Source organism: Ruegeria sp. HKCCD7559, from assembly GCF_013110575.1.
Lineage (GTDB): Bacteria > Pseudomonadota > Alphaproteobacteria > Rhodobacterales > Rhodobacteraceae > Ruegeria.
In genome coordinates, this window is sequence record NZ_WVQU01000001.1 from 1,308,749 (window position 1) to 1,321,468 (window position 12,720).

At 58.0% G+C, this 12,720-nt stretch carries 12 protein-coding genes; 9 read left to right on the forward strand and 3 right to left on the reverse strand.

Features of this window, described 5'->3' with window-relative positions:
• Positions 1-65 precede the first annotated feature (65 nt).
• The gene (glpD, locus tag GS605_RS06540) at positions 66-1,655 is read right to left on the reverse strand and encodes a glycerol-3-phosphate dehydrogenase (RefSeq protein ID WP_371807728.1); all 1,590 of its coding nucleotides are present in this window, start codon (positions 1,653-1,655) and stop codon (positions 66-68) included.
• A gap of 174 nt (positions 1,656-1,829) precedes the next feature.
• Here glpD and GS605_RS06545 point away from each other — a divergent pair, with 174 nt between their 5' ends.
• From GS605_RS06545 to GS605_RS06570, 6 genes are all read left to right on the forward strand, one after another.
• Positions 1,830-2,591 (forward strand): DeoR/GlpR family DNA-binding transcription regulator, encoded by a 762-nt coding sequence (locus GS605_RS06545; protein ID WP_171633000.1) that lies wholly within the window; start codon positions 1,830-1,832, stop codon positions 2,589-2,591.
• 109 nt (positions 2,592-2,700) lie between these two features.
• Positions 2,701-2,856 carry a DUF5993 family protein gene (locus tag GS605_RS06550; RefSeq protein WP_171633003.1) on the forward strand — a complete coding sequence of 52 codons (156 nt, stop codon included), beginning with the start codon at positions 2,701-2,703 and terminating at the stop codon, positions 2,854-2,856.
• A 10-nt stretch (positions 2,857-2,866) separates the two neighbouring features.
• The gene (locus GS605_RS06555) at positions 2,867-3,436 is read left to right on the forward strand and encodes a disulfide bond formation protein B (protein ID WP_171204606.1); all 570 of its coding nucleotides are present in this window, start codon (positions 2,867-2,869) and stop codon (positions 3,434-3,436) included.
• A 35-nt stretch (positions 3,437-3,471) separates the two neighbouring features.
• A complete protein-coding gene (locus GS605_RS06560) occupies positions 3,472-3,834 on the forward strand; it encodes a DUF3302 domain-containing protein (protein WP_152457735.1) in 363 nt (120 codons plus the stop codon).
• Positions 3,835-3,855: 21 nt separating this feature from the next.
• Positions 3,856-5,001: an HlyD family secretion protein gene (locus GS605_RS06565; protein ID WP_171633005.1), complete on the forward strand. Its 1,146-nt coding sequence runs from the start codon at positions 3,856-3,858 to the stop codon at positions 4,999-5,001.
• A gap of 11 nt (positions 5,002-5,012) precedes the next feature.
• The gene (locus tag GS605_RS06570; protein WP_253283240.1) at positions 5,013-6,563 is read left to right on the forward strand and encodes an efflux transporter outer membrane subunit; all 1,551 of its coding nucleotides are present in this window, start codon (positions 5,013-5,015) and stop codon (positions 6,561-6,563) included.
• 3 nt (positions 6,564-6,566) lie between these two features.
• On the opposite strand, the gene mprF is transcribed toward GS605_RS06570, so the two are convergent.
• Complete coding sequence (gene mprF, locus GS605_RS06575; protein ID WP_371807729.1) at positions 6,567-9,176, reverse strand: bifunctional lysylphosphatidylglycerol flippase/synthetase MprF; 2,610 nt, start codon at positions 9,174-9,176, stop codon at positions 6,567-6,569.
• Positions 9,177-9,293: 117 nt separating this feature from the next.
• Positions 9,294-9,722 (reverse strand): Lrp/AsnC family transcriptional regulator, encoded by a 429-nt coding sequence (locus GS605_RS06580; protein WP_171633011.1) that lies wholly within the window; start codon positions 9,720-9,722, stop codon positions 9,294-9,296.
• Positions 9,723-9,808: 86 nt separating this feature from the next.
• Here GS605_RS06580 and rocF point away from each other — a divergent pair, with 86 nt between their 5' ends.
• Genes rocF through GS605_RS06595 form a run of 3 tightly spaced genes read left to right on the forward strand, consistent with a single transcriptional unit; the run spans position 9,809 to position 12,699 of the window.
• Positions 9,809-10,729, forward strand: coding sequence for an arginase (rocF, locus tag GS605_RS06585; protein ID WP_171633014.1), 921 nt, complete (start codon positions 9,809-9,811; stop codon positions 10,727-10,729).
• Complete coding sequence (gene ctlX, locus GS605_RS06590; protein ID WP_171723426.1) at positions 10,729-11,649, forward strand: citrulline utilization hydrolase CtlX; 921 nt, start codon at positions 10,729-10,731, stop codon at positions 11,647-11,649. Before rocF ends, ctlX begins: the two co-directional genes overlap by 1 nt.
• 9 nt (positions 11,650-11,658) lie before the next feature.
• Positions 11,659-12,699, forward strand: a complete 1,041-nt coding sequence (locus GS605_RS06595) for an ornithine cyclodeaminase (RefSeq protein WP_171723427.1) — start codon at positions 11,659-11,661, stop codon at positions 12,697-12,699.
• Positions 12,700-12,720 lie beyond the last annotated feature (21 nt).

The following is a 12,720-nucleotide window of genomic DNA, read 5'->3' on the forward strand; positions in this document are numbered from 1 at the left end:
AAAGCCCTATCTGAACTGATGGGGCTTTTTTGCAATTCCGCTACTAGGATTCAGGCGTTTTCAGGCTACCCCTTATCCTCGGACCGTTCGGACATCCATTGATCGATCCGCGCAATCTGCTCGGCACTCAGCCGCAAGCCCAGCTTGTTGCGGCGCCAAACCACATCTTCGGCGGAACGGGCATATTCCTTGTCCATCAGCCACGCGACCTCTTTCGATGTCAGGGTTGCGCCAAACTCCTCTCCCAGATCGGATACCTGTTTTGCATCACCCAATACATCCCTTGCTTCGGTCCCGTAAGCTCTGATCAGGCGGGCAGCCCAGCTTTCGGTCAAAAAGGGATAGGCCGACATAAGATCGCTTTTCACGGTTTCGACAGCATCCACCGGAAAATCACCCCCCGGCAGTGCGACACCTGCGGTCCAGGGGCCAGGCAGGTTCGGAAAAAACTCACCGACCTTCTCAAGCGCGCTTTCTGCAAGCCTGCGATAGGTCGTGATCTTGCCGCCGAACACATTCAAAACAGGCGCCCCGCCCTGCGCATCGACTTTCAACGTGTAATCCCGCGTTGCCGCAGTGGCACTGCTTGCGCCGTCATCATAAAGAGGCCGCACGCCGGAATAGGTCCACACGACATCATCGCGCGATATGCCTTTTTTGAAGTACTTTGATGCGAAGGCGCACAGGTAATCCTGCTCGGCCTCGGTGCAGACCGGTTTGGTCGACGGGTCCGGATGATCCTGATCCGTTGTCCCAATCAAGGTAAAGTCCTGCTCGTATGGTATGGCGAAAATGATGCGGCCATCTTCGCCCTGGAAAAAATAGCATTTGTCGTGATCGTAAAGCCTGGGCGTCACGATATGACTGCCCCGCACAAGCCGCACGCCCTCGCGAGAGTTCACGCGGATCTTGGATTGAATGATGTCGCCCACCCAGGGCCCACCTGCATTGATCAGCATCTTGGCCCGGACCAAACGGGTCTTACCGCTGTTCCGATCCCGAACGGACACTTCCCAAAGATCGCCGACCCGCTCGGCCGAGGTCACTTCGGTTCGGACCATGATCTGCGCGCCGCGCGACTCGGCGTCACGCGCATTCAGGACCACCAATCGCGAGTCTTCGATCCAGCAGTCGGAATATTCATAAGCGGTTTCGAACTTGTCCTGCAACGGGGCCCCCTCGGGCGCTGACCGCAGGTTCAATGACGTCGTGCCCGGCAGGATTTTGCGCCCGCCCAGATTGTCATACATGAACAGGCCCAACCGGATCAGCCAGGCCGGACGCCGCCCGCGCATCCACGGCATGACCGTGCTGAGCAACCGCGAGGTCGGCGTTTCGGAATCAAACCGCATATCCTTGTGGTAGGGCAGCACAAAACGCATGGGCCAGCTGATATGCGGCATCGCGCGCAGCAGGGTTTCACGCTCGATCAGGGCCTCACGCACCAGGCGAAATTCAAAATACTCAAGATACCGCAATCCGCCGTGAAACAACTTGGTCGAGGCAGAGGACGTGGCAGAAGCGAGATCGTTCATCTCGACCAGCGTCACCGAAAGACCCCGCCCGGCGGCGTCCCGCGCTATTCCACAGCCATTGATCCCGCCGCCGATGATGAAAAGGTCTGTGATCTGGTTGTCCGTTGACTGCATATCCATTGATTCCCTGCCTGACACGGTTGCGGGCATTAGCCAGAATGACCTTCGCTTCGTCAATGTTTATGTTCGTTTTTTTTCTTTTTGCAACACTGGTATGAATTTCCAGCAAGTTGGCTTGCCAAAATCGACAAAAAGAACAAAAACGAAAATCAATCCTCTACACCGGAACTGCCCATGTCCTTGTCCTTTCGCCAATCCGACATTCTGGAAATCGCCAGCACCGATGGGCGCGTTACCGTCGAGGGGCTGGCTGAACGCTTTGGCGTCACCGTTCAGACGATCCGGCGCGACCTGACCGAGCTTGCAGATGCGGGCAAGCTGGACCGGGTTCACGGGGGCGCTGTTCTCCGCTCGGGTGTTTCAAATATCGGATACGAGGACCGCCGCGCGCTGAACGCGGACGCCAAGACCCGCATCGCTCAAACCTGCGCGGCTGATATCCCGGATGGCGCATCAATTTTCATGAACATCGGAACCTCGACCGAGGCCGTGGCAAGGCAGTTGCTGAACCACAAGAACCTGCTGGTGGTGACCAACAACATGAACGTTGCAAACATTCTTGTCGAAAACCCGGACTGCGAAATCATCATGGCCGGCGGCGTTTTGCGTCGGACAGACGGGGGGCTGATCGGCAACCTGACCGTATCAGCCATCCGGCAGTTCAAATTCGACATCGCCGTCATAGGATGTTCGGCGCTGGACGCGGATGGCGATCTTTTGGACTTCGACTTTCAGGAGGTTCAGGTCAGCCAGGCCATCATCGAGAAGGCGCGCCGAACTTTTCTGGTTGCCGATCATTCAAAGTTTCAACGCTCGGCCCCGGCGCGGATAGGATCAATTGCCGAACTTGACACGGTGTATAGCGACCTGCCCCTGCCCGGCAAGCTGCCAGAGCATTGTCGCGAGTGGCAGACTGATGTCGTCATCTGCGACTAGAGGCGGGCAAATAACAACGTCCGGGCGAGTTGCGCGGCTTGCCAGATCGAACTTGGCCTGACACTATCCTTCATACAAGAATTTGTGCACGGGAGGGGAGGACCGGGCCATGATTGCGCTTTTATTTTCGTTGTTTATCGCCACGATGGGGCTGAACTATTTCAAGTTGACCAAAGCTGGCAACGCCTTGTTTTTCGTCACATTGACCATGTGTATCTACTGGTTGAAATTCCACGCCACCACACCGCTTACAATTCAACTCTGAGGGGCTTGCCATGACACCTGAACTGTCCCGCACCCTCAACGCGATCGGTATGCTTGCCGTCTGCCTTGTACTGGCGTTGGCGTTTTTCTATCAGCTTGTCCTCTATGAACTGCCCTGCCCGCTTTGCCTGCTGCAACGTGTTGGGTTCGTTGCCGTCGGTGTGGGGCTTGGTTTGAACCTGCTCTACGGTCCACGGCCGCAACACTATGCCATCGTGCTGATTGCGGCCTTGTATGGCGGCACTGTATCGATCCGCCAAATACTTCTGCATATCGTACCCGGCACCGGGCACTATGGCTCTCCTGTTTTGGGCCTGCACTACTATACCTGGGCCGGGATCGCCTTTTTCCTTGTGTTGCTGGGCACGTCGATCATGCTGTTGTTTGATCGCCAATACGCGGACCCTTCTCGTCAGGAACCAAGGTTCGGCGGAAATGCTCTGGCCAAGATCGCGTTTTTCGTCATGCTGGCTTTGGCGGTGCTGAACGCGGGTTCGACCTTGTTGGAATGCGGGCCGGGTATCTGCGCCGACCCGCCGACAAGCTACAAGTTGATTGACGAGTTGGACGCCGGCAACTGAAGATACCGTAACCTTCCCGAAAAGGAGGAGCGAGCATGGGACTACTGGGACAGCCGCTTGGCTATTATGACTATCTGACTTTCGTGGCATTGATCCTGCTTCTGGCGGCTGTGATGGCGTTGTTTCTTTTTCTCATGGGTCTTCCGGGTCGGATCGCCATCAAGCGCAACCATCCCCATGCCGAGGCCGTAAAGATAATGGGCTGGATGGGATTTCTGGCCGTGGTGCCCTGGGTCCATGCCTTTATGTGGGCGTTCCATGATGGCGTTACGGTCGACATTCGCCGTGGCCCTGACGAGGAAAAAGACGCCATTCGTGATGAAATCAAACGTCTGGGTGGCGATGTCCGACCTGAATATCAAGGTCGTCTGGACACAGACGATCCGCAGCAAAGCTAAGGCCAGAGGAAGTCACAAAACATGTTCGTCGCCCTTGGCATCACGTTATTTTACATCATTTTCGTCTGGCTTATTTTCTTCAAGCTGGAACTGCTGAAATTCAACATCGCCTGGGGCATCGTATCCTTTTGGGTTGGCGCGCACCTGTTGCTGATTTTTCTGGTCGCATTGCGGTTCTTTCAACCCTTCTCGGCCGACAGCCACGTGGTGCGTTCGACCATACAGATCATTCCCAAACTGACACAGCCGACGATCCTGACCGAAGTTCTTGTGGAACCGAACACACCTGTCACCAAGGGCGATCCACTCTACCGCTTTGATGACACGGTGTTTTCACTGGCGGTGGACAATGCGCAGGCGCAATTGGTCGCCGCTGAACAGAATTCCAAGATTCTGGAACAGGATGTGATCGCGTCGACCGAAGCTGTTGAACGCGCAAACGCACAGCTGGCCTATGCGCAGACTCAGCAAGCCCGGTATGAAACTCTTGTGCCCGCCGGTGGAGCGCGGCAAGACGAACTGGACCGCTGGAACGAGCAGGTGACCGAAGACCTTGCAGCCGTCAAACAGGCCGAAGCAAATCTGGAAAAGGCGCAACTGGCTGTGGAGTCCCAGATAGACGGTGTTAACACGGGTATTCTCCAGGCAAGGGCGCAGTTGGCCGAGGCTGAGTATTTTCTTGAAAACACAACGATCTACGCGCCTGAAAACGGCATGATCGTATCGCAGCAAGCCCGCCCCGGGCTGGTCGTCGGCGATGTTCGACTGGGCGCGATAGCCAGTTTCGTGACCGAGGACAGCCCCTATCTTCTTGCGACCTTTCGCCAGCAGAATCTGAAATTCGTGGAACCGGGGCAAGAGGTCGAAGTGGCGCTGGATCTTTACCCGGGCGAAATCCTGACGGGCAAGGTCGAGGCGATCTGGTGGGCCACACGCCAAGGGCAACTGATCCCTTCAGGCCGCCTGCCCGGCTTTGAACTGCCGAAACTGCCCGGTCGAATTGCCGTGCAGATCACCGTCGATATCCCGGAAGGGCACACTTTCCCGGCTGGCGGCCACGCCGCAGTGGCGATCTACACCGGCATGGGCAAAAGCTTTGAGTTCCTGAGACGCATCAACATCCGTCTCTATTCCTTCGCCAACTTCATTCGACCGCTGGATATCTGAGGATGCGCGCCATGACACTTAGCCGGTTGATGGGAACTGCACTTTGCGCCGCCACTTTCGCGGCCTGCACGCCCGTGGGGCCCGATTTCGTGCGCCCGAACTCTCCGGTCGTCAAGCAGTGGATCGAGGTAAACAGCCCCAGCGTCGGTCAAAGCGGCCTGACATCGCGCAGCGCACCCGTGGTCAAATGGTGGGAGACATTCAATGACCCGACCCTCAACCGGCTGATTGCCGAAGCTTATGCTCAGAACCTGACGCTTCAGGTCGCGGGCGCGCGGGTGCTGCAAGCGCGGGCACAGCTGGGGATCGCTTTCGGCGAATTGTACCCACAATCCCAGGCCATAGGCGCGTCTTTGCAGCGGCGGCAAATCAGCGACAACCTTGGGCCTGTTGCCGATATCAACCGGATCATCCCCCTGGATACCGAATTCTCGACGTCTCAGGTTGGGTTCGACGCCCAGTGGGAGCTGGATGTCTGGGGCGCACAACGGCGCGGTGTGCAGGCGGCGCGGTCGAATCTGGCTTTGCAGGTCGCAAACTATGATGACGCATTGGTGACACTGACCGGCGACGTGGCCGCGCTCTACGTCAATATCCGCGCGCTGCAGGAATCGTTGGCGGTCGCCCGGGAAAACATCAAATTGCAGCAGGAATCGGCGGACCTGACCCAGCTGCGGTTCAACAACGGGGTCACGACCGAACTGGACGTTCAGGAATCCACTGCCCTGCTTAACAATACCAAAGCCTTGGTGCCCGAGTTGGAAAGCGACCTGCAACAGACCAAGAATGCGCTGGCCGTGCTGCTGGGGGCCACGCCGTCCCGGATGACCAACCTGCTGGGGAATTCCGGCCGTATCCCGTCAGCACGAACAAATGTGGCCGTTGGGGTGCCAGCAGAATTGCTGCGCCGCCGCCCGGATGTCCGCGCGGCGGAACTGGCCGCTGCGACTCAATCGGCGCAGGTGGGTATCGCAATGGCTGACCTGTATCCTCAGTTCGTGCTGTCGGGCGCGATCGGTTTGCAGGCATCGGGCGGGCGCGATCTGTTCAGCGGCAACAGCACCACCGGTCTGGCCAGTGCCGGCGTGGTCTGGAACGTGCTCAACTATGGCCGCATCAAGAACAATGTCCGTGCGCAGGATGCGGCATATCAAGCGCTGATCGCCAATTACCAGAACACCGTACTGACCGCGTATTCCGAGGTGGAAAGCGCAATGGTCGCCTATGCACAGGCGCGCAAACAGGTTGGATTCTATCAGAAAAGCGTCGATGCCTCACGCAAGGCCGCTGATATCGCCGTCAGCCAGTACAGGGACGGTATCGCCAGCTATTCACGCATTCTGAACACGCAGACCGCGCTTTTGCGGTCGCAGGCAAACCTGATCGAAGCGCGGCAGCAGGTGTCCAGCAATCTGGTTGCGGTTTACAAGGGTCTGGGCGGCGGATGGCAGATCCGTCAGAACCAGGAATTTCTGCCTGAAACCGTGCTGGCGGAAATGGCCTATCGCACCGATTGGGGCGATCTGCTTGAAAAAACCCCGACCCGAGCCAGCCTGAACTAAGCGCTACTTGGTCAACCCGCGCAGACCGCCCGAGATCAGGATATTGACCTCGTAAAGGATGCGGGGCGCGGCCAGCCCGCCGGGGCTGGCCAGATAGTTGGGGCTCCATTCCGGATCGAATTTCTGTTTGAAGGCGCGCAGCCCTTCGAAATGATAGAACTGCTCGCCATGCTCATAGACAAAGCCGCCGATGCGGTTCCAAAGCGAGGCAAGTTGACGGTTTTCGATCCCCGAAAACGGCGCCGCACCCAGCGAGAACCAATGGAACCCCTGCTGTGATCCCCAGTTCATCATCTCTGCAAACAGCGCGTCCATGACAAAGCTTGGGCTGTCAGGTTCATAGCGCATCAAATCCAGTGACAGCTCGGATTTGTTGCCGCCCTGAAACAGGTTGGCAAAGGCCATGATCTTGCCTGTTTCACCGTCACGCAGAACCGCATGATCAAAATAAGACAGGTACTGATCGTCAAATCCCCCAAGCGCAAAGCCCTTTTCGACACCTGCCTTTTGCGCCAGCCAATGATCTGAAATCGCGCGCAATTCCGGCAAGACCGGGGCCAGGTCTTCTTTCGGAATGATCTCGAATACATAGCCCTCCCGCTCGGCCCGGTTCCTGGCCTGCCGGAACCGCTTGCGCGACTTTCCGTCCAGCGAGAAATCCTTGAGCGGCACCCGCGCGACCTCGCCGATCTTCAGGATCGACAGGCCCAGATCCAGAAATGTCGGCAGGTATTTGGTTGAAACACTGTAGAAGGCACACAGCTTGCCTTCTCGGTCCGCCATTTCCCTGAGTTGCCAGATCAATTGCTGCCCCGCGGCTTCATCGCCGACCGGCTCTCCCTTCGAGATCAGAGCGTTGCCCGTGTCTGCATACGCAATGAATGCGGTCTCATCCGGTGAAATCAGGAACTGTTTGTCACCGGTAAGCGAGATTTGGGATTCGGTATCTTCGCACTCCATCACAAGCCGTTCAACGACCTCGGGGATTTCCGTGCGCACAGGTGTCGGAATCTCTCGCCCGAACAGAGAGTTCACGGCCACGACCCCCACGATCACCGCCACGATGAGGCTGGAGCGCAAAAAGCGCGAAGCATCTCCGTTCCAGGCAAATTCCCACCACAGGGCGTTCTGGTACTCGACATGGGAATAGGCGAACAGTCCGATCCAGAATATCACCGCCAGCAGCGCCACGACACTGACCAACCAAGGAATATTCAGCCTGAAGATCGACGCGCCACTGACCCGGTAAAACGCCCCGCGGAACATCGCCAGAAGGCCAATCGTGCCCAGCATCGACAGCGCTTCGTGAGTGTCCAGCCCCTTTGCCAGCGAGGCAAAGAACCCGGCCACCATCAACAGCATGGCCACCACCCATGCGCGGTAGAGCTTTCGAAACAAACCGCGGGACACCAGCAAAAGCAGCACGCCGACAGCACTGCCGGCAAGGTGCGATGCCTCGACAAACGACAGCGGCAAGACCTCTCTCAGAACGCCAAGGTTCTGCGTGCCCGCTGGCAATGCGCCGGATATCAGCAGGACCACCCCTGCCACGGCCGCAACCCCGGCTGCCACCATCGGAACAATGGGGCGGATAACCCGATAGACCCATGTCGCGGCGCCGCCGATCCTGTGCCTTTGCGTCAGTGCGGACGCGATCGCAATGGACACGCTGGCGATACCGAACGGCAAGAAGGTGTAAACGACGCGATACAGCAACAAGGCTGCGATCACATCCGAACGTCCCGACGCTCCAAGCCCCGCGATAAGCGTGGCTTCGAATACCCCAAGCCCGCCCGGCGCGTGGCTGAGGATTCCAACGGCAATGGCGGCGATGTAGATCGTGAAGAAATAGGGATAGCCAACGCCCAGATCGTCCGGCATCAGGACATAGAGCGCCATGGACGCGCCAACCAGATCTCCGATGGCGGCCAGTGTCAGAAGGCTGGCCAGTTTGCCACCCGGCAAGTCGAACCCGATACCGGCGACGGCCAACCGCCTGCCGCCGCTGGACAACCATATGAACATCGCGACCAATGCCCCCAAAAGGCTCAGCCCGATGGCGGTTTCCACCGTTTCGTTGACAGGCATCACTTTCGAGATCCCATCCGGATGCACGGTCAGCAACACACCCAGAACCAGAACAAGCCCCATCCAGAACGCGACCCAGGACGTTGCGATAACCCCGGCCACCCGCCCCAGATCCAAGCCCAGCGACGCATATATCCGATACCGGATCGCCGTTCCGGTAATGTAGGAAAAACCCAGACAGTTCGACACGGCATAGCCGCTGGCTCCTGCCATTCCGGCAACAGGCAATGGTACTTTGCCGCCCGCCACGCTTTGCACGGCAAACACATCATAGAGCGACAGCGACAGGAAACTGAACGCGGTCCAGCACAATGCGAAAAACATCAGTTTCCACGACGTCGTTGCGATATCGGTCTGGACATCTGACCATTTCACATGCGCCGACAAATCATGCAGAACCGTCAGCGCGATCCCGGTCACGAGAACCGGTATTGCAATCCGCAGCCACGGTTTTTCCAACATGGCCGTAAGCTTTTCGACCCAGTGTACGGCCAGAGGTTCACCGTCACTTTCCGCATTGGTCATGCTGCACGTCCCCGCCAGTTTCTGATCGCAGATACCACGCGCGGCTCACCCGCCCGTCGACGATTCAGACATCATCTGCCAACGGACTCTGGCACATTTTGGTTTTATCTCAAAGCGCTAGAGCCGCCCCTTGCGTGTTGACAGCAAAAGGTTCGTTTCCGAACGCGTCACGCCGTCGATCCGTCGGATCTGAAACAGAACCTCATCCAGTTCGGCCAGGGTTTCCGCGCTGATCTCGGCGATCAGATCCCAACTGCCATTTGTCGAATGAACTGCCGTCACCTGACGCATGGCACCGATCCGGGCCATGACGCGTTCCGTCCCGCGCCCCTCAATCTCGAGCATCATCAACCCGCGCACCGGGCTTTGCGCCAGGTCGCGACGCGTCAGGACGGTGAAGCCGACGATTTCACCGGACTGTTTCAGCCGCTGCAACCTGCTGCGGACCGTGGTGCGTGTCACGCCCAGTGTTTCCGACAGCTCTGACAGGCTTGCCCGTGCATCCCGTTGCAACGCATTGAGCAGCCGATTGTCCAATTCGTCCATAGCATCTTCTCATAAAGGAACTTCCGAGACCATTTTGAGCATTTTGCCGACTTCACGCAAGACAGCTCGACGGCCTAAATGAACACATGGAAATCAAGGATATCATACTGGTCGGCGCCCCAATGGACGCCGGGAAACGTCGTCAGGGATGCCGGATGGGACCTGATGCGTATCGCGTGGCAGGGTTGGATGAGGCGCTGTCTGATCTTGGTCACACCGTCCAAGATTGGGGCGACGTGCAGGCCGAAAACGTCGACATTCCCCGACACCCGCACCTATTCGCCCTGCCCGAATGCGTGGGGTGGACGCACGCTCTCAGCAAAGCTGCGCAAGACGCGGCGGGTCAGGGCATTCCGATTTTCATGGGGGGTGATCACGCCCTGTCCATGGGTACGGTGGCCGGGATGGCCGCCCATGCTGCTCGGATCGACCGCCCTCTTTTTGTGCTATGGCTTGACGCCCACAGCGACTTTCACACTCCGGACAGTACCGGCAGCGGCAACCTGCACGGAACGCCGGTGGCGTATTTCACCGGCAGACCCGGATTTGAGGATTTCCCCCCTTTGCCGGCCGTCATACCGACGGATCGCGTCGGCATGATCGGATTGCGTTCTGTTGACCCGGCGGAACGGGCGGCGCTGGAGCAAGACCGTGCCATGCTGGCGGATATGCGCAGCATCGATGAAAATGGAATCAAAGCCCCCCTTTTGGCCTTTCTTGATCGCGTGAAGGCAGAAAACGCTCTGCTACATGTATCTTTGGATGTCGATTTCCTCGACCCGGCAGTGGCGCCCGCAGTCGGCACGACCGTGCCCGGCGGTGCAACCGAGCGCGAAGCCCACCTGGTAATGGAACTGCTGCATGAAAGCGGGCTTGTCTGCTCGCTGGACCTGGTCGAACTGAACCCGTTTCTGGATGAGAGGGGCCGAACCGCAAAACTGATGGTCGATCTGGCCGCCTCGTTGATGGGTCGCCGTATCTTCGACCGTCCCACCCGGAGTTTTTGATGCTGTCTCTGCAAGCGCCATCTGCCGCCGTCATGATCCGGCCGCACGCTTTTGCGTCCAACCCGGAAACACGCGATGACAATGCCTTTCAAACGCTGAGCACCGCATCCGCCCAGGCCACGTCGGAAGCGGCCAGGGATGAACATGATCGGGCGGTACAGCAATTGCGCGACGCCGGTGTCACTGTTCATGTGTTTGACGATTTCGGGGACCTCAACACACCTGACAGCGTTTTTCCAAACAACTGGTTCTCGACGCATCCCGGCGGCCATGTGGCGATCTACCCGATGTTCGTGCCATCGCGCAGACGCGAACGCCGGACCGATGTAATCGAACTGCTCAAAGAGGAATACCGTGTGCAGGATGTCATCGACTATTCCGGGCTGGAACAAGACAACCTGGCCCTGGAAGGGACCGGCGCGATGGTGTTGGATCATGTGGCCCGTATCGCTTACACGGTGACGTCCAATCGCGCCGATCCGGTCCTGTTGGAACGGTTCTGCACACATTTCAACTATGAACCAATCGCCTTCGAAGCCCGCGATGCCAAGGGCCGAGACGTTTATCACACCAACGTTTTGATGGGTATCGGAACGCATTACGCCCTGATTTGCCTCGACATGATTTCGGACCCGGCCCGCCGCATGACCGTTCGCAATCGGCTGGAAGAATCCGGTCGAACGGTCATTGACCTGACGCACGACCAAATTGCCGAGTTCGCAGGTAACGCCATTGAACTGACCGGACGGGATGGGTTGGGTCTGGCCCTGTCCAGCAGGGCACTTGCCGCCCTCACACCAGACCAAATCGCAACAATCCAGGACAGTGCAACACCGTTGCCGCTGTCCGTTCCTACAATTGAAACCGCCGGTGGGTCCGTGCGCTGCATGATTGCAGGCGTTCACCTTGCCCGCCGATAGGAGAGCACCATGCAACCTTCAGACAAGGCCCTGGTACCATTCGTTTCCGTGGACAACATGATGCGACTGGTACACCACATTGGCGTCGAACAGATGATCACGCAGATTGCCGCTCAGATCGAGGCCGATTTCAAACGATGGGAAAGCTTCGACAAGACACCTCGCATTCCGGCGCATTCTCCTCATGGCGTAATTGAGTTGATGCCAACTTCGGATGGTGAGGCGTACGGGTTCAAATACGTAAACGGCCATCCCAAGAATACCTCCGAGGGGCTGCAAACAGTAACTGCATTCGGTCTGTTGGCAGACGTCTATACAGGATATCCGACGCTGTTGACCGAAATGACAATGCTGACCGCGCTGCGCACGGCTGCGACTTCGGCATTGGTCGGGCGCTATCTGGCCCCGAAAAATGCCAGGACAATGGCCATGATCGGTAATGGCGCACAGTCCGAATTCCAGTGCCTTGCCTTCAAGGCAATGTGCGGAATCGACACCGTTCAGCTTTATGACATCGACCCGAATGCCACGTCGAAATGCGCTGCGAACTTGCAGGGCAAGGGCCTGACCGTCATCCCTTGCAAGACGCCGGAAGACGCCATTGAAGGTGCCCAGATCATCACCACCTGCACGGCAGACAAGAAATACGCAACGATCCTGACCGACAACATGGTCGGGCCCGGCGTGCACATCAACGCCATCGGAGGCGATTGCCCCGGCAAGACCGAGCTGCATCGCGACATCCTGTTACGTTCGGACATCTTCGTCGAGTACCCTGAACAAACCCGGATCGAAGGCGAAATTCAGGCGCTGGACGCGGATCACCCTGTGACCGAGATGTGGCAGGTCATCACCGGCGCCGCCAAGGGGCGCATCGATGAGCGGCAGATCACTTTATTCGACAGTGTCGGCTTTGCCATCGAGGATTTCTCGGCCCTGCGCTATGTGAAACAGGCGATTGAAGGCACAACCTTCTTTGAACCTCTGGACATGTTGGCCGACCCGGACGATCCGCGCGATCTGTTCGGAATGTTGATGCGAGCTGGATAACACGCGATCTTGGGGGCTCTG

What these genes read in the sequence shown, in the direction of transcription:
- glpD (WP_371807728.1), bottom strand. Translation starts at nt 1,655, where the DNA reads ATGGATATGCAGTCAACGGACAACCAGATCACAGACCTTTTCATCATC.
- GS605_RS06545 (WP_171633000.1), top strand. Translation starts at nt 1,830, where the DNA reads ATGTCCTTGTCCTTTCGCCAATCCGACATTCTGGAAATCGCCAGCACC.
- GS605_RS06550 (WP_171633003.1), top strand. Translation starts at nt 2,701, where the DNA reads ATGATTGCGCTTTTATTTTCGTTGTTTATCGCCACGATGGGGCTGAAC.
- GS605_RS06555 (WP_171204606.1), top strand. Translation starts at nt 2,867, where the DNA reads ATGACACCTGAACTGTCCCGCACCCTCAACGCGATCGGTATGCTTGCC.
- GS605_RS06560 (WP_152457735.1), top strand. Translation starts at nt 3,472, where the DNA reads ATGGGACTACTGGGACAGCCGCTTGGCTATTATGACTATCTGACTTTC.
- GS605_RS06565 (WP_171633005.1), top strand. Translation starts at nt 3,856, where the DNA reads ATGTTCGTCGCCCTTGGCATCACGTTATTTTACATCATTTTCGTCTGG.
- GS605_RS06570 (WP_253283240.1), top strand. Translation starts at nt 5,013, where the DNA reads ATGACACTTAGCCGGTTGATGGGAACTGCACTTTGCGCCGCCACTTTC.
- mprF (WP_371807729.1), bottom strand. Translation starts at nt 9,176, where the DNA reads ATGACCAATGCGGAAAGTGACGGTGAACCTCTGGCCGTACACTGGGTC.
- GS605_RS06580 (WP_171633011.1), bottom strand. Translation starts at nt 9,722, where the DNA reads ATGGACGAATTGGACAATCGGCTGCTCAATGCGTTGCAACGGGATGCA.
- rocF (WP_171633014.1), top strand. Translation starts at nt 9,809, where the DNA reads ATGGAAATCAAGGATATCATACTGGTCGGCGCCCCAATGGACGCCGGG.
- ctlX (WP_171723426.1), top strand. Translation starts at nt 10,729, where the DNA reads ATGCTGTCTCTGCAAGCGCCATCTGCCGCCGTCATGATCCGGCCGCAC.
- GS605_RS06595 (WP_171723427.1), top strand. Translation starts at nt 11,659, where the DNA reads ATGCAACCTTCAGACAAGGCCCTGGTACCATTCGTTTCCGTGGACAAC.